Origin of the sequence: Chelatococcus caeni (assembly GCF_014196925.1) — a bacterium.
Lineage (GTDB): Bacteria > Pseudomonadota > Alphaproteobacteria > Rhizobiales > Beijerinckiaceae > Chelatococcus_A > Chelatococcus_A caeni.
The window spans coordinates 408,859-431,621 of the sequence record NZ_JACIEN010000004.1; the positions used below are offsets into that span (position 1 = coordinate 408,859).

Below are 22,763 nucleotides of genomic sequence, written 5' to 3' on the forward strand. Positions count from 1 at the left end.
ACCGGAGCACCGGATGGGACATGTCAGACGCCTGAACCGCAGCAGTGACGGGGGCTTCCTCGTCGACGCGACGCTGCTCGGCGACCTCCTCGCCATCGCGCCCTCCGCGCTGCCTGACCTGATGCGCGCGGGCGAGGTCACCAGCCTGTGCGAGCGCGGCGAGGACGAGCACCGGGGGCAGTACCGGCTGACCTTCTTCCACAAGGGGCGCCGGGTGCGCCTCACCGTGGATGAGGCGGGCGAGGTGCTCCAGCAGTCTGTCGTCGATTTCGGCGACCGCGCCTTGCCCGGGGCCATGCACCGCCCGGGCGGGCCCTGACGGCCGTCAATTGATGGATGGGTCGGCGCGCAGGCGCTCGGCGGCGAAGTCGAGGAAGGCGCGCACGCGCGCCGATGCGCGCCGCCCCTCCTGATGCACCAGATGGATGGGAACGGACCGGGGCTCGAATGCGGCGAGCACGATCTTGAGCCGGCCCGCCGCCAGTTCCGGCGCCACCATGTAGGACAGGACGCGGGTGATGCCGTGGCCCTCGACGGCGGCCGTGATCGCCATCTCCGCCGTGTTGACGACGAGCCGCGGCGCCGGCCGCACGGCGATCTCCCGCGCCTCGTCCCGGAACATCCACTCCGCCACCGGCGTCAGGCCGCGGAAGGCGATCGTGCGGTGATGCGCGAGATCCTGCGGCTCCTGCGGAATGCCGTGTTCGGCGAGATAGGCGGGCGAGGCGCAGACGACCCGCCGCACCGAGCCGACGCGCAGGGCCGTCAGGCCTGAATCGGGCAGTTCGGCAATGCGCACGGCGACGTCGAGCCCCTCCTCCATCAGGTTGACCACGCGGTCGACGAAGAACGTGCGCGCCGTCACCTCCGGAAAACGGTCGAGAAAGGCGAGCAGGATCGGCGCCACATACATGCGGCCGAAGAGCACCGACGCCGTGATCGACAGCTGCCCGCGCGGCTCGCGGTGCAGGCCCGCGGCCGTCTCCTCCGCCTCGTCGATCTCGGCGAGGATGCGCCGGCAATCGTCGAGATAGCGCCGTCCCGCATCGGTGAGGCGGACGTTGCGCGTGGTGCGGTTGAGCAGGCGGGTGCCGAGCCGCTCCTCGATCGCCGCGACCGCGCGGGTGACGACGGGCGGCGACAGGGACAGCCGGCGCGCCGCCGCCGCAAAACCCTCCTCCTCCGCGACGGCGACGAAGACCGCCATGGCCTGGAAACGGTCCATGAGATTATTCCACCTGCCGCAATGGTCAGTTGCCTTCTATCGGCATTCTATACAGCTGATGAAATTACCATTGTCCAGTGCACCGGATGCAAGACACCCGGCATCCCCGGACAGAAAGGCTCTCCCATGGCTCGCATTTCCGCAGTCGATCCCGCCGCCGCAACGGGCGAGGCGAAGGCGCTGCTCGACGCCGTTCAGGCCAAGCTCGGCATGACGCCGAACTTCCTGCGCGTGCTCGCCCAATCCCCCGCCGCGCTCGGCGCCTTCCTCGGCCTCTACGCCATTGCCGAGAACGGCAGCCTCGACCCGCAGACGCGCGAGCGGATCGCGCTGGCCCTGGCCGAGCAGAATGCCTGCGAATACTGCCTCTCCGCCCATACGGCGATCGGCCGCAAGGCCGGCCTGAGCAGCGCCGAGATGGAGGCGAACCGCCGCGGCTCCTCCGAGGATGCCAGGGCCGCCGCCGCCGTCGCCTTCGCGCGGGCGCTCGTCGAACACAAGGGCGAGGTCACGACGGCGGAAATCGAAGCCGTGCGTGCGGCCGGCTTCGGCGATGCCGAGATCGTCGAGATCATCGTCCATGTCGGCATGAACCTCACCACCAACATCCTCGGCAAGGCGAGCCGCGTCGAGATCGACTTCCCCAGGGTCACGCTCCAGGCGGCCTGACGTCACCCTTCCATGCCCCGCGCCCGGCGCCTCCGCGCCGGGCCTATCCCGGAGCACGCGATCATGGCCCGCGCATTCGCGAAGATCGCCTTCACCCCGAGCGTCAAGGCGGCCCAGACCCGCTACGGGAGCCGCGCCACCTATGCCGGTCTCGATGCGGCAGGCGACACGCATGATGTCATCACCCCCCGCGAGGCGACGTTCATCGAGGCCCGCGACGGCTTCTACCAGGCGAGCGTCGGCGAAGGCGGGTGGCCCTATGTCCAGTTCCGCGGCGGGCCGCGCGGCTTCCTCAAGGTGCTCGGCGAGCGGACCATCGGCTATGCCGATTTCCGCGGCAACGTGCAGTACATCAGCGTCGGCAACATCGCCGCCGACGGGCGCGTGGCGCTGATCCTCATGGACTATGCCAACCGCCGCCGGCTGAAGATCTGGGGCCGGGCCCGCATCGTGCACGAGGACGAGGACCCCGGCCTTGTCGCGCGGCTGGAGAACCCCGCCTATCGCGCACGCGTCGAGCGGGCCGTCGTCATCACGGTCGAGGCCTTCGACTGGAACTGCCCGCAGCACATCGTGCCGCGCTTCACCGAGGACGAGATCGCCGCGCTCACGGCCCCGCTGCAGCGGCAGATCGAGCAGCTCTCGGCCGAGAACCGGCGACTTGCGTCAGCCGGCACCGCCGAGGCCATCGGCAATGGTCCGCTTTCGCTCGTCGTGTCGGCCATCCGCCAGCTCACGCCGAAGGTCCGCCTCTACGAGCTGCGCTCACCCTCCGGCGAGGCCCTGCCGCCCTGGACGGCCGGCGCCCATCTCCACGTTCCCGTATGCCTTGCGGACGGACGCGAGCAAACGCGCAGCTATTCGCTCGCCGGCGACCCGGCCGAGCGCCGGCATTACGAGATCGCCGTGCGCCTCGACGAGGACGGCCGGGGCGGCTCGGCCGCACTCCATCGCGACATCGGGCTCGGCACCGTCCTGCGGTGCGGCCTGCCCGCCAACCGCTTTCCCCTGCACACTGACGAACGGCCCGCCATCCTGATCGCCGGCGGCATCGGCATCACGCCCTTCAGGGCCATGGCGCTGGCGCTTTCGGCAGGCAATCGGCCGTTCACGCTGCACTACGTCGCGCCGACCGCATCGGACATGGCCTTCCACGACGATCTTGCGGCGCGCATCGGCGCACGACTGCGGCCCTACACGAGCCGCGGCGACAAGCCCGCGCCGCTCGATGTGAGGCAGGTCCTCGCGACCATGCCGGCCGATGCCGTGGTCTATGTCTGCGGACCGGCGCGTCTCATCGATGCGGTCCGGCAAGCGGCGGCGGCCCTCGGCATCGCGCCGGAGCGCCTGCACTTCGAGCGTTTCACGGCCGGCGAGCCGGCGGCGGACGACGGCCCCACCACCGTCGATCTCGCCCGCTCCGGGCGCACCGTCGCGGTGCGGGCCGAGGAGACGATCCTCGATGCCGTGATCGCGGCGGGCGTCGACGCGCCTTCCGAGTGCCGCGCCGGCACCTGCGGCACCTGCGCCGTCAAGGTGATCGCCGGAACGCCCGACCATCGCGACAGCGTGCTCACGCCCGACGAGCGCGACCGGGCCGGCCTCATGTGCATCTGCGTCTCCCGCGCCGCGACCGAACGGCTCGTCCTCGACCTCTGATCGACGAAGTACCCGACATGACTGAAAGCCGTCTCCTCGCCCGCCTGCGCACGGCCGGCGGCCCGCCCCCTGCCCCATCCGCGCGCGCCGCGCTGCTCGCCGGCCTCGGAGGGTTTTCGGCAACGCTCACCATGTTCTCGCTCGCCGACTGGTCCGGCGCCGCCTTCATCATGGCGCCGTTCGGCGCAAGCTGCGTCCTCGCCTTCGCGCTGCCCGACAGTCCGCTGTCGCAGCCGCGCAACATCGTCGGCGGGCATCTGATCGCCGCAGCCATCGGCCTCGGCATGATGAGCCTCTTCGGCACGAGTGCGGCCATCATGGCGCTCGCCGTCGGTCTCGCCATCGCCGCGATGCTCGTAACGCGCACGACCCACGCACCGGCCGGCGCCAACCCGCTCCTCGTCATGCTCGCCGGAGCCGACTGGTCCTTCCTCGTGACGCCGGTCCTCGCCGGCGCGACCACGCTCGTCGCCGTGGCCCTCCTCTATCACCGCTGCACCGGGCGAAGGGACTATCCGCGCTACTGGTTGTGAGATACCGGCAGGAGCGGCAGGGTCACGCTGACGCCCAGGATTTTTTCCGCGCCCCACGTCACAGGGGCATCCACCCGATCGTCATGCCCATGAACGGCGAAGTCGCCGCGAACAGGAGACGACGATGACTGAAACACGAAGCGTGCGTTACGATCAGGTCATTCCCGACGTGCTGAAGGTGCTTGGCAGCGTGCATCCGGTGATCGACGGCCACGGCCTCGACAGAACGATCCACCACCTTGTCCAGCTGCGGGCCTCGCAGATGAACCGCTGCGCCTTCTGCGTGAAGATGCACACGCGCGAGGCGCGGGAGGACGGCGAGACGAACGACCGGCTCGATCGCATCATCGTCTGGGACCAGGTGAACGACTTCTCCGAGCGCGAGAAGGCCGCCCTCGCCTGGACCGAGGCGCTGACGGAGCTCGACCATCACCGCGACCTCGGCGCGCTGCGTGCCCGGCTGCGCGCGCATTTCTCCGAGGCCGAGATCGGCGCGCTCACGGCCACCGTCGCCATGATCAACCTGTGGAACCGCATCCAGGTCTCGGGGCACTGAAATGGACGCGGGCGAACACGAATACGTCTTCGAGGAAGAGCGCCCGCGGCTCATCGGCCTCGCCTACCGCATCCTCGGCTCGCGCGCCGATGCCGAGGATGCGGTGCAGGACACGTGGCTGAAATGGCGTCTCGCGGACACACAGGCCGTGGACAATCCAGCCGCCTGGCTGACGGCCACCTGCACCCGCCGCTGCATCGACATGCTGCGGTCGGCCCATCGCAAGCGGGTCGACTACATCGGGGCGTGGCTGCCGGAGCCGATCCACACGCCGGTCGGCCACGCGGCGGCGGAGAGCCACGAGATCGCGGCGACGCTGACGACGGCCTTCCTCCTGATGCTGGAGCGCCTGACGCCGAAGGAGCGGGCCGCCTATCTGCTGCGCGAGATCTTCGACATGGACTATGCCGCCGTGGCGGAGGCGATGGAGCTGCGCGAGCCGGCCGTGCGCAAGCTCGTCTCGCGCGCCAAGGCGGCGGTCGGCAGCGATGCCGTCCGCCACGTCGCGCCCCTCGAGCGCCAGCAGGAGCTGCTGGCCGCATTCCAGGCCGCTGTGGCGGAGGGCGCGACCGCCGGCCTGACGCGGCTCCTCGCCGAGGACATCCGTGTCACCGCGGACGGCGGCGGCAAGGCGACGGCCGCGCGCGAGCCCATCGAGGGGCGCGAGGCGGTGCTCGACTTCCTGGCCGGGCGGCTGCACGAATGGTGGCGGAGCTATCGCTGGGTGGAGGCCGCCATCAACGGCCAGCTCGGCTTCATCCTCACGGACGCCGATGCGCCGGTCGCGGCCGTCACCTTCGGCTTCGATGCCGAGGGCCGGACGAGCGACGTCTTCATCATGCGCAACCCCGACAAGCTCGCCGGCCTGACGGCGCTTGTCAGACATTGAAGGAACGGCGCGGCGTCAGTCGCTGCGCGCAGCGTCGCAACACCGGCTCGAAGGCTGCGACGGCCGGCGAGAGGGAGCGGCCGCTGGCATGGATGAGGACGATGTCGCGGGAAATCGACGGCGCGGTCAGGGGCCGCGCCGCCACGCGCTTTCCCTCAGCCGCGGCGAAGGCATAGGTCGGCAGCACGGCCGAGCCGAGGCCGGCCTCGACGAGGGCGACGGCGGTCGTGATCTGCGAGACCTCGAAAGCGGGCCGCAGCGGCACCTCGGCCGCCTCGTAGCCGACTTCGACGAGAAGGCGGATGCCGCTGTCGCGCGTCAGCGTGACGAGCGGCTCGTCGGCAAGCTCTCGCCAGGCGACGGCATCGCGATCGAAGAAGGGACTGCCGGGGCCGCAGAAGAGCATCAGGCTGTCGCGCGCAAGGCTGGCGCGCTCGATGCCCTCCTCGGCCGGGGCGAAGGTGCCGAGCCCGCAATCGGCCTTGCCGAGACGCACGGCCTCGACGATGCGGTCCGTGCCCGTGTCGAGCACGGCGACCTGGATGCCCGGATGGCTCGCGCGGAATTCGGCGATGGCACGCGGCAGGATGGCGGCGGCAAGGAGCGGCGGACGGCGATGACGATGCGCCCGCGGCGGCGCTCGGCAAGGTCGGCCGCATTGCGCACGGCAAGCTCGAGGTCCTCCAGCACCTTGCCGGCGGCGGCCAAGAATTCCCGCCCGCCCGCCGTCAGTTCCACCCGCCGCGTCGTGCGGTCGAACAGGCGGATGCCGAGCGCGGCCTCCAGCTCCCGCACCTGCTGCGACAGCGCAGGCTGCGTCATGCGCAGCCGCTCGGCGGCGCGCGTGAAGCTGCCGAGCTCGGCCACGGCAAGAAACACCTCGATCTGGCGGATGGTGACGTTCATGGCGCGATTTATAGGTTCTTCTTCTTAATTAATATAAATTCACCGAATTGTCATATAGCCGGCCCTTTGCTGTGATCGTCGCCGGCCTTCCCCGGATGCGCGGAAGGCTCTGCCGTTCATTCGGGGGAAGGCGGCCTTGGCGAACAGCGAACAACGCCAGACGAGCGTCGGCCGGTGGATCGGGGTGAGCCTGCCCCGTTTCGAGGACGCGCGACTCGTCACCGGCGCCGGCCGCTTCGTCGACGATCTCGCGCCCGACGCCTGTCTCCACGTCGAATTCGTGCGCAGCAGCCACGCGCGGGGGACCATCGCGGCGATCGACACGGCGGAGGCGCGCGCGGCGCCGGGCGTCGTCGCCGTCTTCACCGGCGCCGAGCTCGGCGCGCTGGGCGAGGCATCGGTCAATCCGCTCCTGCCGGATATCCGCGTGCCGCGCTTCTCCGTTCTCGCCTCAGGCACCGTCGAGGCCGTCGGCCAGCCCCTTGCCGCCGTCATCGCCGAGACGGCCGCTGCCGCCCGCGATGCGGCGCAGCTGGTGGCGGCGGAGATCGAAGCCATGCCGCTGCGCGACGGCGGCCCGGACGACGAGGCGATCAGCCATCGCTGGGCGGCCGGCGATGTCGAAGCCGCCTTCGCCGGCGCCGACCACATCGTTCATGTCTCCGTGGCCCACGCCCGGCTCGCGCCGGCGCCGCTCGAACCGCGCGCGGCGCTCGCCAAATGGAGCGAGGCCGAGGGCCTGCTCACCGTCTGGCTGTCGACGCAGACACCGCATCGCGCCCGCCAGGACCTTGCCCGCATCCTCGGCCTGCCCGCAGCGCGGCTGCGCGTGATCGCGCCGGATGTCGGCGGCGCCTTCGGCGGCAAGGCCTCGATCTATCCCGAAGATGTCTTCGTCGCCTGGGCCGCGCGCCGGCTCGGCCGCCCCGTGAAATGGTGCGCGACGCGCGGCGAGGACCTTCAGGCGGCCACGCACGGTCGCGGCGGGCGGCTCGAAGGGTCCCTCGCGCTCGACCGGCACGGCCGCGCGCTCGCGCTCCGCGCAAACCTCGACTTCCCGCTCGGCCACTGGCTGCCCTACAGCGCGAGCGCGCCGGGCCGCAATGCCGGGCGCATCCTGCCGGGGCCCTACCGCATCGGCGCTGTCGAGATCGCGCTCACCGGCCGGCTGACGAATACGGCCGCCGTCGGGATCTACCGCGGCGCCGGGCGCCCGGAAGCGGCCATGCTGATGGAGCGGCTGATGGATGCGGCGGCGCGGGCGCTCGCGCTCGACCCCGCCGAGATCCGGCGGCGCAACCTCCTTGGCCCGGAGGAGCTTCCGTTCCGCACGGCGACGGGGGAAACCCTCGATTCCGGCGACTATCCGCAACTGCTCGCCCGCGCCTGCGAGCGGGCAGACTATGCCCGGCTGCGCGAAGAGATCGCCGCCCGGCGCGCCGCCGGCGAAATATGCGGCATCGGCCTTGCGCTCTATGTCGAGCCGTGCGGGCAGGGCTGGGAGAGCGCCACCGTCTCGCTCGCCGCAGATGGGGGTATCCTTGCCGCCACCGGCGCGACGGCGCAGGGCCAGGGCCGGGAAACCGCCATCGCGCAGATCGTCGCCAGCGGGCTCGGCGTGCCGCCCGGGCGCGTCCGCGTCCGCCACGGCGACACCGCCGGCGCGCCCGAAGGCATCGGCGCACTCGCAAGCCGCAGCACGGCCATCGGCGGCAGCGCCATGCTCAAGGCCGTGGAAGCCTTCCGCGACGAGGCGCGCCGGGCCGCGGCAAAGCTCCTGCAATGCGCCGAGGCGCATGTCGCCGCCGTCGAGAGCGGCTTCGTCGCCCTCGACGGTACCGGCCGCGCCATCTCCTGGCAGGGCATGGGCGAAAGCCTCGCCGCCGGCACGGAGGGGGACACAGCGCTCTCCACCTCTGTCGTCTTCTATGCCGACGGGGAGGCCTGGAGCAGCGGCTGCTGCATCTGCGTGGTCGGCATCGACGGCGAGACGGGCGTACCGACAATCGAACGGCTCACGTGGGTGGACGATGCCGGCACGGTGCTCAACCCGATGCTGGTCGAGGGTCAGCTCGTCGGCGGCATGGCGCAGGGGATGGGCGAGGCGCTGATGGAAAGCCTCGTCTATGACGAGGACGGCCAGCTCGTCACCGGCTCCTTCATGGATTACGCCATGCCGCGCGCCGCCGACGTGCCGCCCGTCGCCATCGACAAGCTCGAGACCCCCTCCCCCACCAATCCCCTCGGCGCCAAGGGCGTCGGCGAGGCGGGCACCATCGGCGTGCCGGCCGCCATCGTGAACGCCGTCCTCGACGCCCTCTCACCCTACGGCGTCACCCATCTCGACATGCCCCTGACGAGCCAGAAGATCTGGAAGGCGATCAGGGCCGGCACCGGTCCCGAAAGGCCAGGCAAGCCATGAATTACGCGAAGAAGGACGCCAAGGCCTATGCCCGGGCCAACATGAAGGGCATCTGGGCGGCGGCGCTGACGCCGTTCACGCCCGCGCTCGCCATCGACGAGGACGGATTTCGCGAAAACATCCGCCACTGGCTCGACGACCTGAAGATCGACGGGCTCTTCATCGCCGGCAAGCAGGGCGAGTTCTTCTCCATGTCGGTGGAGGAGCGCAAGCGCAGCTTCGAGATCGCGGTGGAGGCCGCGGCCGGCCGCGGCGCCACCATCATGTCCTGCTCGGACCAGAACATGGACGTGGTGATCGACCTGGCGCGCCACGCCGAAAAGGTCGGCGCCGACTACATCGTCATCCACGCGCCGGTGCTGCATTTCTTCAAGGCGCAGGACGAGACGGTCTACGAATACTACCGCGCTATCGCCGACAAGGTCGGCATCGGCATCGCCCTGTGGAGCCACCCGGACAGCGGCTACCTCATGAGCCCGGAGCTCTGCAACCGCCTCGCCGACATCGAGAACGTCGTCGCCATCAAGTACAGCGTGCCGCGGCCGATGTATGCCGAGCTGACGCGCCTGGCGGGCGACCGCATCCTCGTCAGCACCGCCTCGGAGGAGGAGTGGCTCGACAATGTTCTCGAGCTCGGCTGGCAGCTCTACCTGTGCTCGTCGCCGCCCTATCTCGTCCAGACGCCGCACGACCTGCGCATGCGCGAATATACGGATCTCGCGCTGCGCGGGGAGGCGGAGCGGGCGCGCGCCGTGCGCGACAGCCTGGAGCCCGTGCGCCGGGCGCTGCGCGGCACGCGGCCGGCCGAGAAGCCGCATGCGCATCAGAAATACTGGCAGGAACTGCTCGGCCAGGTCGGCGGGGCTGTGCGCCCGCCGCTCTTGCCCCTGACGGAGGCCGAGAAGGCGGCGACGCGCGCCGCCTTCGACACCTGCGGGCTCCGGACCGCAGCCACGGCCGCGGCGTGAACGGTGCCGAAAACGTAAAGCGGAGGAGAGGACGCGATGAAGACCGGACGCCTGAAAGCCTTCAATTTCGCCAGGTGGATCGAGGAGCACCAGCATCTGCTGAAGCCACCCGTCGGCAACCAGCAGGTGTGGGAGGACGCCGACATGATGGTGACCGTCGTCGGCGGCCCCAATCAGCGCACCGACTATCACGACGATCCCGTCGAGGAGTTCTTCTACCAGATAAAGGGCAACGCCCTGCTCAAGGTGGTCGACAACGGCGCGTTCTACGACGTGCCGCTGCGCGAGGGCGACATCTTCCTGTTGCCGCCGCACGTGCGCCATTCCCCGCAGCGCCCGGAGGTCGGGTCGATCTGCCTCGTCATCGAGCCCAAGCGCCAGCCGGACGAGATCGACGCCTTCGAATGGTACTGCTTCGACTGCAGCACCCTCGTCCACCGCGTCGAGGTCAGCCTCAAGAGCATCGTGCGCGACCTGCCACCGCTCTATGAGGCCTTCTATGCGGACGAAAAAAAGCGTACCTGTCCGAACTGCGGCTCCATCCACCCCGGGCGCAAGCCTCCGGAGGGATGGGTAGCGCTATAACGGGCACGAGAACCCGACAACGACGACCCAGAGACGGAACGATTGGCCGAGGAACCGCAATGAAGTTCAAATCGCTGTTGTTGGCGCTGGCGATGACCGGCGCCGCCTTGCCGGCAGGCGCCGAGACGCCGGTCAAGATCGGCATGATCACGACGCTGTCCGGCCCGGGCGGCTATCTCGGACAGGACATCCGCGACGCCTTCAAGCTCGCCATCGACATGGAGGACGGCAAGCTCGGCGGCGTGCCGGTCGAGCTCATCGTCGAGGACGACAGCCTGAAGCCCGGCCAGGGCAAGCAGATCGCCGACCGCCTGATGAAGAACGACGGCGTGAAGCTGTTCACCGGCATCGTCTTCTCCAACGTCGCGGGGGCGACCGTGCCGGACATCGTCGATTCCGGCGCCGTCTACGTCAGCCCCAATGCCGCGCCGTCGAATTTCGCCGGCAAGGAATGCCACCGCAACTACTTCGTCGTCTCCTGGCAGAACGACAGCCTGCACGAGAGCGCGGGCCAGAACGCGACCAATCTCGGCTACAAGCGCGCCTTCATCCTCGCGCCCAACTACCAGGCCGGCAAGGACGCGCTCGCCGGCTTCAAGCGCTATTTCAAGGGCGAGATCGTCGGCGAGGTCTACACCCGCCTCGACCAGACGGACTTCGCCGCGGAGATGGCGCAGATCCGCGCGGCCGATCCCGACGTCGTCTTCCAGTTCCATCCGGGCGGCCTCGGCATCGCCTTCCTGCGCCAGTACCAGCAGGCGGGCCTGACGGGCAAGATCCCGATGGTCCTCGCCGCTCCCTCCATGGACCACGTGACGCTCAACGCCGTCGGCGAGGCGGCGCTCGGCGTCAATGTCTCGAGCCACTGGAACGCCGACCTCGACAATCCGGCCAACAAGACCTTCATGGACGCTTGGCAGAAGGCCTACAACCGTCCGGCGACCTATTATGCGAGCCAGGGCTACGACACCGCGCTGCTGATCGCCTCGGCGCTCCGGCAGACCGGCGGCAAGCTCGACGACATCGAGGCGTTCAACGCCGCCCTCGCCAAGGCCGACTTCCAGTCCGTGCGCGGGGCCTTCAAGTTCGGCCCCAACCAGCACCCGGTCCAGGACTGGCGTGCCCTGCGCGTCGAGAAGGACGGCGACAAGCTCGTCCTGAAGACCGTCGGCACCATCTTCACCGACCACGGCGACGCCTACGCCGAGCAGTGCAAGCTCTGAGGGCGCATTGCTGCGGCAGCGGCGGGCAGCACGCCCGCCGCCGCTGCCCGCCCACGGCAAGACGGGCCCGAGATGACGCTCCTCCTCGAACAATTGCTGAACGGCCTGCAGTTCGGCGTGATGCTGTTCCTGCTCGCGGCGGGGCTGACGCTCATCTTCGGCATCATGGGCGTCATCAATCTCGCCCACGGCTCGCTCTACATGATCGGCGCCTATGCCGCCGCGATCGCAGCCGAGCGCACGGGCTCCTTCCTCGTCGCCGTGCCGGCGGGGCTCGCGGCGGCCGGCCTCGCCGGCATGGCGATGGAATATCTCGTGATCCGCCGGCTCTATGCGCGTGACCATCTCGACCAGGTGCTCGCCACCTTCGCCCTCATCCTCTTCTTCAACCAGACGGTGACGCTGCTCTTCGGCCGCCAGCCGCTCTTCGTCTCCATCCCCCCGGCGCTCAACGGCTCCATCGAGATCCTGCCGGAGCTCGCCTATCCGGTCTATCGCCTCGCCATCATCGCGGTGGGGCTTGCGGTGGCCGTCGGCCTCTACCTTCTCATCAACCGCACGCGCATCGGCATGCTGGTGCGGGCCGGCGCCACGCACCGCGACATGGTCCGGGCCCTCGGCGTCGACGTGCGGCTTCTCTACACGGCCGTCTTCGGGCTCGGGGCGCTGCTCGCGGGCCTCGCCGGGCTGATGGCGGGGCCGATCCTCGCCGTCCAGGTCGGCATGGGCGAGCAGATCCTCATCATGACCTTCGTCGTGGTGGTGATCGGCGGCGTCGGCTCCATCCGCGGCGCCTTCTTCGGCGCGCTCATCGTCGGTGTCGTGGACACGCTCCTGCGCGCCTTCCTGCCCGGCCTGCTGCGCCAGCTGACGACCGGCCCGGAGGCCGACGCCCTGGGAGCGGGCCTGTCGTCCATGGGCATCTATCTTCTCATGGCGGTCGTCCTGCTCGTCCGCCCGAAGGGACTGTTCATCGCCAATGCGTGACACCGTGACGGCGCAGACGGGCTTTGCCCCACCTTCCGCGAAACCGCTCCTGGCGGCGGCCGCCGTCATCGCGGCGCTCGTCCTCCTGCCGTTCGTGGCGCAGGCCGCCGGCTCGCCGGCAACGGTGGCGCTGGCGACGCGCGTGCTCATCTACGGCATCGCGGCCGCGAGCCTCAATCTCGCCCTCGGCTACGGCGGGCTCGTCAGCTTCGGCCATGCCGCCTTCTTCGGCATCGGCGGCTATACCGTCGGCATCCTCTACCAGCACTACGTCGCGGACGAGCTCATCCTCGGCCTGTTCACGGGCAGCAACCAGCTGCTCGTCACCCTGCCCGCGGCCGTCGTCGTCTCCGGCCTTCTGGCATCCGTGATCGGGGCCCTGTCGCTGCGCACCAGCGGCGTGCAGTTCATCATGATCACCCTCGCCTTCGCGCAGATGATCTTCTACCTCTTCGCCTCGCTGACGGCCTATGGCGCGGAGGACGGGCTCATCGTGCGCCGGCGCAACGAGCTCTTCGGCCTCGACACGCGCAACGACACGGTCTTCTACTTCATCTGCCTCGGCGTGGCGGCCGCCTTCTTCGCGCTCCTGTCGCGCATCGTGCGCTCGCGCTTCGGCCTCGTCCTCGTCGGCCTGCGCCAGAGCGAGCGCCGCATGGCCGCCATCGGCATCGCGCCCTACCGCTACAAGCTCGCCGCCTTCGTCATCTCCGGCATAGGCACCGGCCTCGCCGGCGCGCTGATGGCCAACTACCTGCGCTTCGTCAGCCCGGACATGCTGCACTGGACCAAGTCCGGCGAACTGATGATCATGGTCATCCTCGGCGGCGTCGGCACGCTGTTCGGGCCGCTGCTCGGGGCCGCCGCCCTCGTCATCCTGGAGACGGTGCTGGCGGCCTGGACGGAGCACTGGCAGATCATCCTCGGACCGCTACTGCTCGCTGTCGTGCTGTTCACGCGCGGCGGGCTGCAGGCACTGCTGGCGCGGCTCGGAGGCAAGCCATGAGCGGGATCTCGCCCGAGCCCCTTCTCAGCGTCCGCGGCCTCGCCAAGCGCTTCGGCGGCCTCATCGCCACCGACGGCGTCGATCTCGACGTGATGCCGGGCGAGCTCCATGCTCTCATCGGCCCCAACGGCGCCGGCAAGACGACGCTCATCGCGCAGCTCTTCGGCGAGTTGAGGCAGGATGCCGGCGCCATCCGCCTCGACGGGGAGGAGGTGGGCCATCTCGCGACGCCCGACCGCGTGCATCGCGGGCTCGGCCGCACCTTCCAGATCACGCAGCTGCTGCCCGACTTCACGGTGCTCGACAATGTCGCGCTCGCCGTACAGGCACGGGACGGGCACAGCTTCCGCTTCCTCGCCGACGCGCGCCGCGACGAGGGCCTGCGCGGACGCGCCCGCCGCCACGTGACGGCGAGCGGCCTCGCCAACCGCGCCGAGACCCGGGTGGCGGACCTCTCGCACGGCGAGCAGAAGCAGCTCGAGCTCGCCGTGGCCCTCGCCTGCGAGCCGCGCCTCTTGCTGCTCGACGAGCCGATGGCCGGCCTCGGCCACGTGGAAAGCGGCCAGATGGTGGAGACGCTGCGTGCGCTCAAGGGCCGGACCACCATGCTCCTCGTCGAGCACGACATGGATGCGGTCTTCGCCCTCGCCGACCGGGTCTCCGTCCTCGTCTACGGGCGCATCATCGCGACGGGCACGGTGGAGGAGATCCGCGACAACCCGGACGTGCGCACGGCCTATCTCGGCGAGGGGGACGCCTGATGCTCAGCATCCGCCAGCTGGAGGCCGCCTACGGCACGAGCCAGGTGCTCTTCGACGTCGCGCTCGATATCGCCGAGGGCGAGGTCGTGACCCTGCTCGGCCGCAACGGCATGGGCAAGACGACCACGGTACGCGCCATCATGGGCCTGCTTGCGCCGCGCGGCGGCAGCATCGCGCTCGACGGCGCCGACATCCGCGGCGCGGCGCCGGAAACCGTCGCCCGCCGCGGCCTCGGCCTCGTGCCCGAAGGGCGCCAGGTCTTCCCGACGCTCACGGTGCGCGAGAACCTCGTCGCGACGGCGGCCAACCGCCTGCGCCGGCCCCAACCGTGGACGCTGGAGCGCGTCTACGCCCTTTTTCCGCGGCTTCAGGAGCGGGCGGACCAGTATGCGCGCACGCTCTCGGGCGGCGAGCAGCAGATGCTCGCCATCGGCCGGGCGCTGATGACGAACCCCAAGCTGCTCATCCTCGACGAGGCGACCGAGGGTCTCGCGCCGGTCATCCGGGCCGAGATCTGGCACTGCATCGCCGCGCTCAAGGCCGAGGGCCAGTCGATCCTGCTGATCGACAAGAACCTCAACGCGCTGAAGCGCCTCGCCGACCGCCACTACATCCTCGAAAAGGGGCGCACGGTGTGGACCGGCTCCAGCACCGACCTTGCCCGCGATACGGAACTGGTGCACCGCTATGTCGGCGTCTGACAACGATCCTGCCCCGCTTGCCGCCCATTCGTCGCACCGCGATCCGGTCGCGGCACTGCGCGAGGCGCTCTCCGCCATCCTGCGGGGCCTCGTGGCCGCCGGCTGCGGCCCGCATCATCTGACCGGCATGGTCTGGGAGAGCGCCGATCCGGCCGCCTTCCACCCGGCGCGCCATGAAGTCGACCTCACTTATCGTGAAGTCTTCGCCGGCTTCCGCCCGCCGATCACGCTGCGCCCCGGAACGGATGACGGCCTGACGGTGCGTGCGAGCTTCGCGCCGCCTGCCGCGCCACCTGCGGAACCCGTCTATGCCGGCTACAGCCTGCCGGAGCTCGCCCGCCAGTACAGCCCGCGCCTGCAGACGGACATGGAGGCGCTTTTCCGGCAATGGAGCCGGGACGGCGAAGCCTTCCGCGCCCATCATCGCGGGCTCGATCTCGCCTATGGCCCCGGCGTCTACGAGCGGCTCGACCTCTACCGGCCGCAAGGAGCCAGGCGCGCGCCGCTGTGGGTCTTCCTGCACGGCGGCTATTGGCAGGCCTCCGACAAGGCCCAGCACGCCCAGTTCGCCAGGGGCATGCTCGACGCCGGCTATGCGGTCGCCATGCCTAACTACGGCCTCGCACCCGACACGCCGCTCAGGGTCATTGTTGCCCAGGTCGGGGCCGCCCTGCGTTTCCTCGCGCGCGAGGCGGACAGCCTCGGTATCGATGCCGCGCGCATTCACCTCGCCGGCCATTCCGCCGGCGGGCACCTCGCCGCCATGGCGGCGCTCGACCCGCGGGACCCGCCGGTGCGCTCAGCCCTGCTGCTCTCGGGCCTCTTCGACCTCACGCCGCTCGGCCTCCTGCCGCTCGGCCGGCTGCTCGGCCTCGACGATGCGGCCCTTGCGGCGCGGCTCAGCCCGCTCGGCCATCCGCCACCGCGCGGCCTGCGCATCGGCGTCGCGGTCGGCGAGAAGGAGAGCGATGAGTTCAAGCGCCAGTCGCGCGTCATTGCCGAAGCCTGGGGCGCGCCGGCACCGCTCATCGCCGCCGACCGGCATCATTTCAGCCTGCTGGAGGACCTGAACGGCGGCGCGCTGCTCGATCTGGCGCTGGCGACGGCCGCCGATTGAGCCCGCGACGAAGGACAGGCGCATGCCCGCAATGACGCGCAAACCCCTGCGGCTCACGATCGTCGGCTGGGGCGCCATCGCCCGCCGTGTCGCCGGCCTTCTCGCGGAGCGCGTTCCGCAAGACGTCACCCTCGTCGCCGTCGGCGTGCGCGAGACGACGGCCATCGGCGCCGGCCTGCCCGCGGGCGCGGCCCTGCTTCGCCACCCGGACGCACTCGCCGCCGTTGCCCCGGACATGGTGATCGAAGCCGCCGGCCGGGCTGCCGTCGGGCCGTGGGGCGAGGCCGCGCTGCGCTCGGCCGACACCTTCGTCGTGTCGTCGACCAGCGCCTTTTGCGATACTGCGCTCCACGACCGGCTCATCCGCATCGCCGAGGACCGCGGCAGCCGCATCGTCATCCCGCCCGGCGCGCTCGGCGGCATCGATGCCCTCAGCGCGGCCGCCGCTCTGCCGCTCGACGAGGTGGTGCACACCATCGTCAAGCCTCCGGCCGCCTGGCGCGGCACGGCGGCGGAGGCGCTCGTCGTGCTCGACCGCATCGAGAGCCCCACCGCCATCTTCACCGGCTCGGCGCGCGCGGCTGCGGACCGCTTTCCGCAGAACGCCAATGCGACCGTCATCACGGCGCTTGCCGGCATCGGGCTCGACCGCACCCGCGTCGTGCTGGTGGCCGATCCGCAGGCGACCGGCAACAGCCATCGCCTTGCGGCACGCGGCGCCTTCGGCACGCTCGAGGTGACGATCGAGAACCGGGCGCTCGCCGACAACCCGAAATCCTCGGAGATGACGGCGCTCAGCCTAGCGCGGCTGGTGGAGAACCGCGTGCGCACGCTCGCGCGCTAGAGCGCGTGAGCCTCAGCCGATGCGCGTCATGCGCCGCACGTCGGCGGACCTGATGATGCCGCGGCTGCGCTCACCATGGGCCACGAGGTGCGGAGCCGCGAGGTGCCGGTCGAGCGCCGCCTCGTCGCGCCAGTTCTCGTAGAAGATGAAGAGGCCGGGATCGGCGTTGTCCCGGTGCAGGTCGTACTGGATGCAGCCATCTTCCGCCCGGGTCGGGGCGATGAGTGCTTCGAGCGCCGCACGGGCGGCTTCTTCCTGTCCCTCCTCGGCGCGGATGATGGCGACGACGGTCAGCATGGGTGAACGAACCTCCGGCAAGTGTCCCAACGTGAAGGGGCCGGCGGCGAGCCGGCCCCGTCGCCACCGATCCTACTCGGCCGCGATGCGCCGCGCAGCCGCCTGTTGCTCCATGGCGCGGCGCACGCGCACGGCCTCGCTGTCGGCGATCTCGACATCTTCCCAGCGCACGACGCCGCCGGGCGCGACCGGCCGCTTCAGCGCCACCTTGTGCGCAAGGCCGATGGGCAGCGCGCCGATGGCGAGCGAATCCTCCGCCCGCATCACCCGCCCCCAGACGGTGTAGCCGCCCTCGCCGTCGAGCATCTCGCCCGGCTTGAGCGCCTTCTTGGCGACGGCCACGACGTCCGAGCGGAAGGCGCTCGGCGCGCCCGTCGCCTCGCCGCGCAGCGCCGCATTGGCGACGCTGACGCCGAGCTCGAGGCCGATGAGATGCACGGTACGGTAGAGCGCGGCATAGCGGCCGGACGGGTCCACGGTGATGTTGTATTCGCGGAAGCAGCGGCGGGCATAGTCGCCGCGCACATCCGTGTCTGCCGCCTCGAAGACCACGTAGACGCCCCAGCGCAGGTCGTTGACCACCTGGCGCCCGTCGCGCTCGACGCTGGTGACGACCTCGACCATGCCCTTGCGCTCGAGCACGCCGCCGTCGGCGACGGGCCTGAGAACCTGGGGCAGGTCGTGCGCGCCGGCGGGCGGAAAGAGGAGGCCGTCCTTCGGCGCGAGCAGACCCGTCGCGTTCGAGATCGCGGCCATCTCGATGGACGATTTGGTGCCGTCGATGAAGGAGTTGAACATCTGCGGGTTCATGCCGCCGAGGGCCGCCTGTTCCGGCGTGATGCCGAAATGCGTCCACACCGTCTCCGGCGTCGACTGGTGGTAGCTCGGCATGTACTTGGTGCCCTTGCCGGCGGCGACGACGCGGAAGCCGCAGGTCTCGGCCCAGTCCACCATCTCGCAGACGAGCGCCGGCTGGTCGCCGTAGGCGAGCGTGTAGACGAGGCCGGCCTTGCGGAATTCCTCCGCGAGATGGGCGCCGGCGAGCACGTCCGCCTCGACATTGACCATGACCATGTGCCGGCCGTTCTTCGCCGCCAGGAGGGCGTGGCGGATGCCGGCGCCCGGATTGCCCGTGGCATCGATGACGACGTCGAGGCCGTCGGCCTTGATGAGCGCCTCCGAATCCTCGGTGAGGTGCGTGCCGCCCTTCGCCAGCGCATCGGCGAAGGAAGCGGCGGCGACCGCCTCGACGTCCCAGCCGGTGTTGGTCATGGCCTTGCGGGCGCGCTCGGCCGAGAGGTCGGCCACCGCCATGAGGTGCAGCCCGACTGTGGTGCGCACCTGGGAGAGGAACATCGAGCCGAACTTGCCGGCCCCGATGAGGCCGACCCGCACGGGCCGGCCCTCGGCTGCGCGATGCTTGAGCATGGATGCGAGATTCACGGGGATTGCTCCTGTTCAGATCAGAAGTGGATGGTGAAGGCCGGCACGAAGGCGACGAGCCCGAGCAGCGTGATGGCGACGAGGTAGAACGGCCACATCTCGCGGGCGACAGCACCCACGCTCTCGCGCGAGATGGCCGAGGCGATGAAGAGCGTCGTCCCCACGGGCGGCGTGAACAGGCCGATGGCGAGGTTGATCGTCATCATCACGCCGAGTTGGATCAGGTCGAGCCCGATGGCCCCGGCAAGCGCCACGAACAGCGGCCCGAGCAAGAGGATCGCCGCCGGCAGGTCGAGGAACATGCCGACGAAGAGCATGACGAGGTTCATCATCAGGATGATGAGCCAGGGTTCCTTGAGCGTGTTCAGCGCCCAGTCCGCCAGCATGGCCGGGATGTTCTCGACGGTCAGGATGAAGCCGATGAGGTTGGACGCGGCGATCACCAGCATCACGACGCCCGTCGTCGCGAGGGTCGCGATGATATTGGCGAGAAGTCCCGTGCCGTTGAGGTCGCGATAGAAGGCGAAGCGGATGATGAGCGCGTAGGCGACGGCGATGACGCTCACCTCCGTCGGCGTCGCGATGCCGAAGCGCAGGAGGACGACGATCATGAGCGGCAGCGAGATGGCCGGCGCCGCGACGAGCGCCGTCTTCGCCACCGCCTTCGCACCGCCCTCGATGCGCACCACCGGCAGGTCGCGCGCACGGCCGATGAGCCAGCACGAGACCATGAGCCCGATCGTCAGCATCGCGCCGGGCAGGAGACCGGCGAGGAAGAGCTGCGCGATGGAGGCGTTCGAGACCGCCGCATAGAGGATGAGCGGGATCGACGGGGGGATGAGCACGGCGATGATGGAGGAGGAGGCGGTGATCGCCGCCGCCAGTGCCGGCGGATAGCCCTCGCGCCGCATCCACGGGATGAGCATGGCCCCGAGCGCGGAGGCGTCCGCCACCGCCGAGCCCGACACGCCGCCGAACAGCGCCGAGCCGAAGACGTTGACCTGGCCGAGGCCGCCGCGGAAACGCCCGACAAGCGCGGCGGCGAAGGCGATGAGCTGCTGCCCCAGCCGCCCCGACATCAGGAGCGCACCCGACAGGATGAAGAAGGGAATGGCGAGCAGCGGGAAGCTCTGCATCGGCTGGAAGATCTTGAGCAGCACCACCGTGCTCGGGATGTCGCCGAGGAGGAGGATCGCCGCCGTGCCGCTGAGGACGAGTGCATAGCCGATGGGCATGCCGACGAGCATGAACGCGGCAAAGAGGATGATGAGCAGCACCGTCACGACGCGGCCTCCCCGTGCTGGCCGCCCGGCTCCATGCCGTCGCGCGCCTTGAGCGGGTCGCCCGCGTCGCCGGCGATCCGGAGGGCCGTGGTCAGCGCCGTGACGGCGATGAGCACGCAGCCGGTGACGAGCGCGAGATAGGCGAAGGACATCGGCAGGCCGAGGACCGGGAACCGCTCGGCGGACGTGACCTCGATCACCATGCGTCCCTCGAGCGCGAGGAAGACGAAGATCGCCGCGACGAGGACATGGACGATGACGAGCACGACGCGGCCCATGGCCCGCGGCATCAGCAGGATGCCGAACTCGACCACGATGTGCCGGCCGAACTGCGCCGCGACGACGATGCCGGACATGGCGAGCCACGGGAACAGCAGGTCCGGCAGTTCGTTGACCCAACCGATGCTGGCGTTCGTCGCATAGCGCACGATGACCGAGGTCATCACCGCCACGAAGAGCGCGACTGTGACGAGCGCGCCGATCGCCTGGGCGAGGAGAAGCACGGTCCCGTCGATGATGCGCACGAGCGCGGCAAGGCCGCTGCCCGTGCGCACGGCGGGACGGCTCAGGGCCGTCACGAGCCTGCCCGCGCGGCGTCGACGAGCTTCGGCACGAAGTCGCCGAACTGGGCTTGCCACTTGTCGTAGACCGACTTCGTCGCCTCGCGGAACGGACCGGGGTCGACCTCGTTCACGGCTACGCCGGCGTCCTTGATCTTCTGCAGCAATTCGCCGTCGGCCTTCAGCGACAGCTGGCGCTGGAAGTCACGCGCCTCGCGCGCCGCCTCGAGGATGATGTCCTTCTCCTCCTGCGACAGGCTGGACCAGGCCATCTTGTTGATGAGGAAGGGCGTCACCTCGTACTTGTGTCCCGACAGGGACATGAACTTCTGCACTTCCTGGAACTTGGAATAGTAGATGTTCATGATCGGGTTCTCCTGCCCGTCCACGACGCCCTGCTGCAGGGCAAGGTAGAGCTCGGAGAACTTCATCGGCGTCGGATTGGCGCCGAGCGCGGCGAAGATGTCGGTGCCCATCGGGTCCGGCGGCACGCGCAGCTTGAGCCCCTTGAGATCGTCCGGCTTGGTAATGGGGCGCACATTGTTGGTGATCTGGCGGATGCCGTTGTCCCACCAGGCGAGCACGATGAGGTTCTTCTCCTCGGCCTTCTTGGCGAGCTCGTCGCCGATCGGCCCGTCGATCACCTTCCAGGCACTTTCGAGGTTGTCGAAGAGGAATGGCAGACCGAGCGTCGTCACCTCCGGCACCACCCCGGACATCGAGCCCTGGCTGTTGAGCGACATGTCGAGCGTGCCGAGGCGCAGGGCGGAGATCATCTCCACGTCGTCGCCGAACTGGGCGTTGCCGGCGACGGTCACCGTCAACTTGCCGCCGCTCGCCTCCTTCACCTTCTCGGCGAAGGCAAGGGCGGCCGTATGCCGTGGATTGGTGTCCGACGTGGCATGCCCGAGGCGAAGGGTCTTGGCTTCGACTGCGACGCTCGACAGACCGAGCACGACCGCAACGGCCATCGTGGCCGCGACATTGATCCAGCGCATGAGACACCCTCCCGTTCGCGCCGTGCCCGCGCCAGGCATCGGCGACGTTGTAAAATGAGATTTGCGTTTCCCGGCCATCGCCGCCGCGCGGCGATTACTTCCCTGTGCAATGGCTGCTTGGTTTTTTGCGGTGCAGCACTTGTTGTCGCGAACGAAAGCCTAGGACGGCTTGGTCTTTAGGACAAACCAGTTTTATGATCCGATTGTTTAGCTGGCCTGAAAGGTCCGCCATGTATCTTCCCTACCGGGCCATCAGCGCCTTTCACGCCACCGCGCGCTGGCGCAGCCTGACCAAGGCGGCGGAAGAGCTCGGCGTCACGCCCTCGGCGATCAGCCAGCAGGTGCAGTTTCTCGAGACGCATCTCGGCACGTCGCTCCTGACGCGCCGGGGCCGCGGCATCGCCCTGACCGAGGCCGGCGAGCGCTATTTCGAGATGATCGACCCGGGGATCGAGCGCATCGCGACGGCGACGCGCAACATGCGCGGCTACAATGCGGTCACGGTGCTCACCGTCCGCGCTGCCCCGACGCTGGCGACCAAATGCCTGCTGCCGGCCCTCGCCGGCTTCCTCGACGACAACCCCGACCTCGAGGTGCGCATCGACGCGACGAACGAGCCGACGGACTTCGCCCGCGAGGGCGTCGACCTCGAGCTTCGTCACGGCGAGGGGCGCTGGCCGGGCCTGTTCGTCGATCCGGTCTACGAGGAGACGGTCATGCCGCTGTGCGCGCCGCAGCTCGCGCCGCCCGGCTCGCTCGGCGCCGAGGATCTGTTCGGCTTCCGCCTCATCCAGTCCGTCAAGACGCTGGTGCAGTGGCCGGACTGGTTCCGCCACGCGGGCATCGACATGCCCTCGCGCGTCAGGCGCGTGCTGTTCGACCGCTCGTACATGACGATCGAGGCGGCGGCCGACGGCATGGGCATCGCCCTCGAGAGCGACCTCACCACCTGGCGCGAGCGCCGCGACGGGCGCCTCGTCTGCCCCATGCGCGAGCCGTTGCCCATGCGCATGGTCTCGCAGTGGTTCGTCTGCCCGCACCAGAACCTGCGCCATCGCAAGGTGCAGGTCTTCATCGCCTGGGCGCGCGAGGTCCTGTCCCGCCAGCCCGGCGGCGGACGCCGTCCCTGAG

Annotated in this window: 24 protein-coding genes and 1 pseudogene; 17 read left to right on the plus strand and 8 right to left on the minus strand. The window is 69.8% G+C overall.

Annotated elements, in window-relative coordinates:
• Positions 1–13 precede the first annotated feature (13 nt).
• The gene (locus GGR16_RS18090) at positions 14–319 is read left to right on the plus strand and encodes a DUF6522 family protein (RefSeq protein WP_019400907.1); all 306 of its coding nucleotides are present in this window, start codon (positions 14–16) and stop codon (positions 317–319) included.
• 6 nt (positions 320–325) lie between these two features.
• Here the strand turns inward: GGR16_RS18090 and GGR16_RS18095 are convergent, their stop codons facing one another.
• The gene (locus GGR16_RS18095) at positions 326–1,225 is read right to left on the minus strand and encodes a LysR family transcriptional regulator (protein WP_183317506.1); all 900 of its coding nucleotides are present in this window, start codon (positions 1,223–1,225) and stop codon (positions 326–328) included.
• Positions 1,226–1,351: 126 nt separating this feature from the next.
• Here GGR16_RS18095 and GGR16_RS18100 point away from each other — a divergent pair, with 126 nt between their 5' ends.
• The 5 genes from GGR16_RS18100 (at position 1,352) to sigJ (ending at position 5,531) form a co-directional block, all read left to right on the plus strand.
• Entirely contained in the window at positions 1,352–1,894 is a 543-nt protein-coding gene (locus GGR16_RS18100) for a carboxymuconolactone decarboxylase family protein (protein WP_053194105.1), read from the plus strand.
• A 63-nt stretch (positions 1,895–1,957) separates the two neighbouring features.
• Positions 1,958–3,553, plus strand: a complete 1,596-nt coding sequence (locus GGR16_RS26535) for a 2Fe-2S iron-sulfur cluster-binding protein (RefSeq protein ID WP_183317507.1) — start codon at positions 1,958–1,960, stop codon at positions 3,551–3,553.
• Positions 3,554–3,570: 17 nt separating this feature from the next.
• Positions 3,571–4,086 (plus strand): HPP family protein, encoded by a 516-nt coding sequence (locus tag GGR16_RS18110; protein ID WP_183317508.1) that lies wholly within the window; start codon positions 3,571–3,573, stop codon positions 4,084–4,086.
• A gap of 124 nt (positions 4,087–4,210) precedes the next feature.
• On the plus strand, positions 4,211–4,642 hold the full coding sequence (locus GGR16_RS18115) for a carboxymuconolactone decarboxylase family protein (RefSeq protein WP_026015482.1): 432 nt from the start codon (positions 4,211–4,213) through the stop codon (positions 4,640–4,642).
• 1 nt (position 4,643) lies between these two features.
• The gene (gene sigJ, locus GGR16_RS18120) at positions 4,644–5,531 is read left to right on the plus strand and encodes an RNA polymerase sigma factor SigJ (RefSeq protein WP_183317509.1); all 888 of its coding nucleotides are present in this window, start codon (positions 4,644–4,646) and stop codon (positions 5,529–5,531) included.
• Here sigJ and GGR16_RS18125 read toward each other — a convergent pair.
• Together GGR16_RS18125 and GGR16_RS26450 are read right to left on the minus strand one after the other, a co-directional pair.
• Positions 5,521–6,243 (minus strand): LysR substrate-binding domain-containing protein, encoded by a 723-nt coding sequence (locus tag GGR16_RS18125; RefSeq protein ID WP_343059846.1) that lies wholly within the window; start codon positions 6,241–6,243, stop codon positions 5,521–5,523. The genes sigJ and GGR16_RS18125 overlap by 11 nt on opposite strands.
• 62 nt (positions 6,244–6,305) lie before the next feature.
• Positions 6,306–6,437, minus strand: a pseudogene (locus GGR16_RS26450) (helix-turn-helix domain-containing protein); the annotation flags it as partial.
• Between the two features lie 136 nt (positions 6,438–6,573).
• Between GGR16_RS26450 and GGR16_RS18130 the strand changes: the two are divergent.
• The 10 genes from GGR16_RS18130 (at position 6,574) to GGR16_RS18175 (ending at position 17,051) form a co-directional block, all read left to right on the plus strand.
• Positions 6,574–8,859 carry a xanthine dehydrogenase family protein molybdopterin-binding subunit gene (locus tag GGR16_RS18130; protein ID WP_183317510.1) on the plus strand — a complete coding sequence of 762 codons (2,286 nt, stop codon included), beginning with the start codon at positions 6,574–6,576 and terminating at the stop codon, positions 8,857–8,859.
• Complete coding sequence (locus tag GGR16_RS18135) at positions 8,856–9,827, plus strand: dihydrodipicolinate synthase family protein (RefSeq protein ID WP_183317511.1); 972 nt, start codon at positions 8,856–8,858, stop codon at positions 9,825–9,827. Before GGR16_RS18130 ends, GGR16_RS18135 begins: the two co-directional genes overlap by 4 nt.
• Positions 9,828–9,863: 36 nt before the next feature.
• The gene (locus GGR16_RS18140) at positions 9,864–10,412 is read left to right on the plus strand and encodes a 3-hydroxyanthranilate 3,4-dioxygenase (protein WP_183317512.1); all 549 of its coding nucleotides are present in this window, start codon (positions 9,864–9,866) and stop codon (positions 10,410–10,412) included.
• A gap of 59 nt (positions 10,413–10,471) precedes the next feature.
• The gene (locus GGR16_RS18145) at positions 10,472–11,635 is read left to right on the plus strand and encodes an ABC transporter substrate-binding protein (RefSeq protein WP_019400156.1); all 1,164 of its coding nucleotides are present in this window, start codon (positions 10,472–10,474) and stop codon (positions 11,633–11,635) included.
• 72 nt (positions 11,636–11,707) lie between these two features.
• Positions 11,708–12,622, plus strand: coding sequence for a branched-chain amino acid ABC transporter permease (locus GGR16_RS18150; protein ID WP_183317513.1), 915 nt, complete (start codon positions 11,708–11,710; stop codon positions 12,620–12,622).
• Entirely contained in the window at positions 12,615–13,628 is a 1,014-nt protein-coding gene (locus GGR16_RS18155) for a branched-chain amino acid ABC transporter permease (protein WP_019400154.1), read from the plus strand. The genes GGR16_RS18150 and GGR16_RS18155 overlap by 8 nt, the downstream gene beginning before the upstream one ends.
• Positions 13,625–14,389: an ABC transporter ATP-binding protein gene (locus GGR16_RS18160; RefSeq protein ID WP_183317514.1), complete on the plus strand. Its 765-nt coding sequence runs from the start codon at positions 13,625–13,627 to the stop codon at positions 14,387–14,389. Before GGR16_RS18155 ends, GGR16_RS18160 begins: the two co-directional genes overlap by 4 nt.
• Positions 14,389–15,090: an ABC transporter ATP-binding protein gene (locus GGR16_RS18165; protein ID WP_183317515.1), complete on the plus strand. Its 702-nt coding sequence runs from the start codon at positions 14,389–14,391 to the stop codon at positions 15,088–15,090. The genes GGR16_RS18160 and GGR16_RS18165 overlap by 1 nt, the downstream gene beginning before the upstream one ends.
• A complete protein-coding gene (locus GGR16_RS18170) occupies positions 15,077–16,207 on the plus strand; it encodes an alpha/beta hydrolase (protein WP_019400151.1) in 1,131 nt (376 codons plus the stop codon). Before GGR16_RS18165 ends, GGR16_RS18170 begins: the two co-directional genes overlap by 14 nt.
• Positions 16,208–16,238: 31 nt before the next feature.
• Positions 16,239–17,051: an aspartate dehydrogenase gene (locus tag GGR16_RS18175; protein ID WP_019400150.1), complete on the plus strand. Its 813-nt coding sequence runs from the start codon at positions 16,239–16,241 to the stop codon at positions 17,049–17,051.
• A gap of 12 nt (positions 17,052–17,063) precedes the next feature.
• Here GGR16_RS18175 and GGR16_RS18180 read toward each other — a convergent pair whose 3' ends face one another.
• The 5 genes from GGR16_RS18180 to GGR16_RS18200 form a co-directional block, all read right to left on the minus strand.
• Positions 17,064–17,348: a putative quinol monooxygenase gene (locus tag GGR16_RS18180; RefSeq protein WP_019400149.1), complete on the minus strand. Its 285-nt coding sequence runs from the start codon at positions 17,346–17,348 to the stop codon at positions 17,064–17,066.
• A gap of 72 nt (positions 17,349–17,420) precedes the next feature.
• Entirely contained in the window at positions 17,421–18,791 is a 1,371-nt protein-coding gene (locus tag GGR16_RS18185) for an NAD(P)H-dependent oxidoreductase (protein ID WP_019400148.1), read from the minus strand.
• Positions 18,792–18,811: 20 nt separating this feature from the next.
• Complete coding sequence (locus tag GGR16_RS18190; RefSeq protein ID WP_019400147.1) at positions 18,812–20,074, minus strand: TRAP transporter large permease; 1,263 nt, start codon at positions 20,072–20,074, stop codon at positions 18,812–18,814.
• A complete protein-coding gene (locus GGR16_RS18195) occupies positions 20,071–20,652 on the minus strand; it encodes a TRAP transporter small permease (RefSeq protein WP_019400146.1) in 582 nt (193 codons plus the stop codon). Before GGR16_RS18195 ends, GGR16_RS18190 begins: the two co-directional genes overlap by 4 nt.
• Entirely contained in the window at positions 20,649–21,632 is a 984-nt protein-coding gene (locus GGR16_RS18200) for a TRAP transporter substrate-binding protein (protein ID WP_246373160.1), read from the minus strand. Before GGR16_RS18200 ends, GGR16_RS18195 begins: the two co-directional genes overlap by 4 nt.
• 230 nt (positions 21,633–21,862) lie before the next feature.
• Between GGR16_RS18200 and GGR16_RS18205 the strand changes: the two genes are divergently transcribed.
• Positions 21,863–22,762 (plus strand): LysR substrate-binding domain-containing protein, encoded by a 900-nt coding sequence (locus GGR16_RS18205; protein ID WP_019400144.1) that lies wholly within the window; start codon positions 21,863–21,865, stop codon positions 22,760–22,762.
• Position 22,763 lies beyond the last annotated feature (1 nt).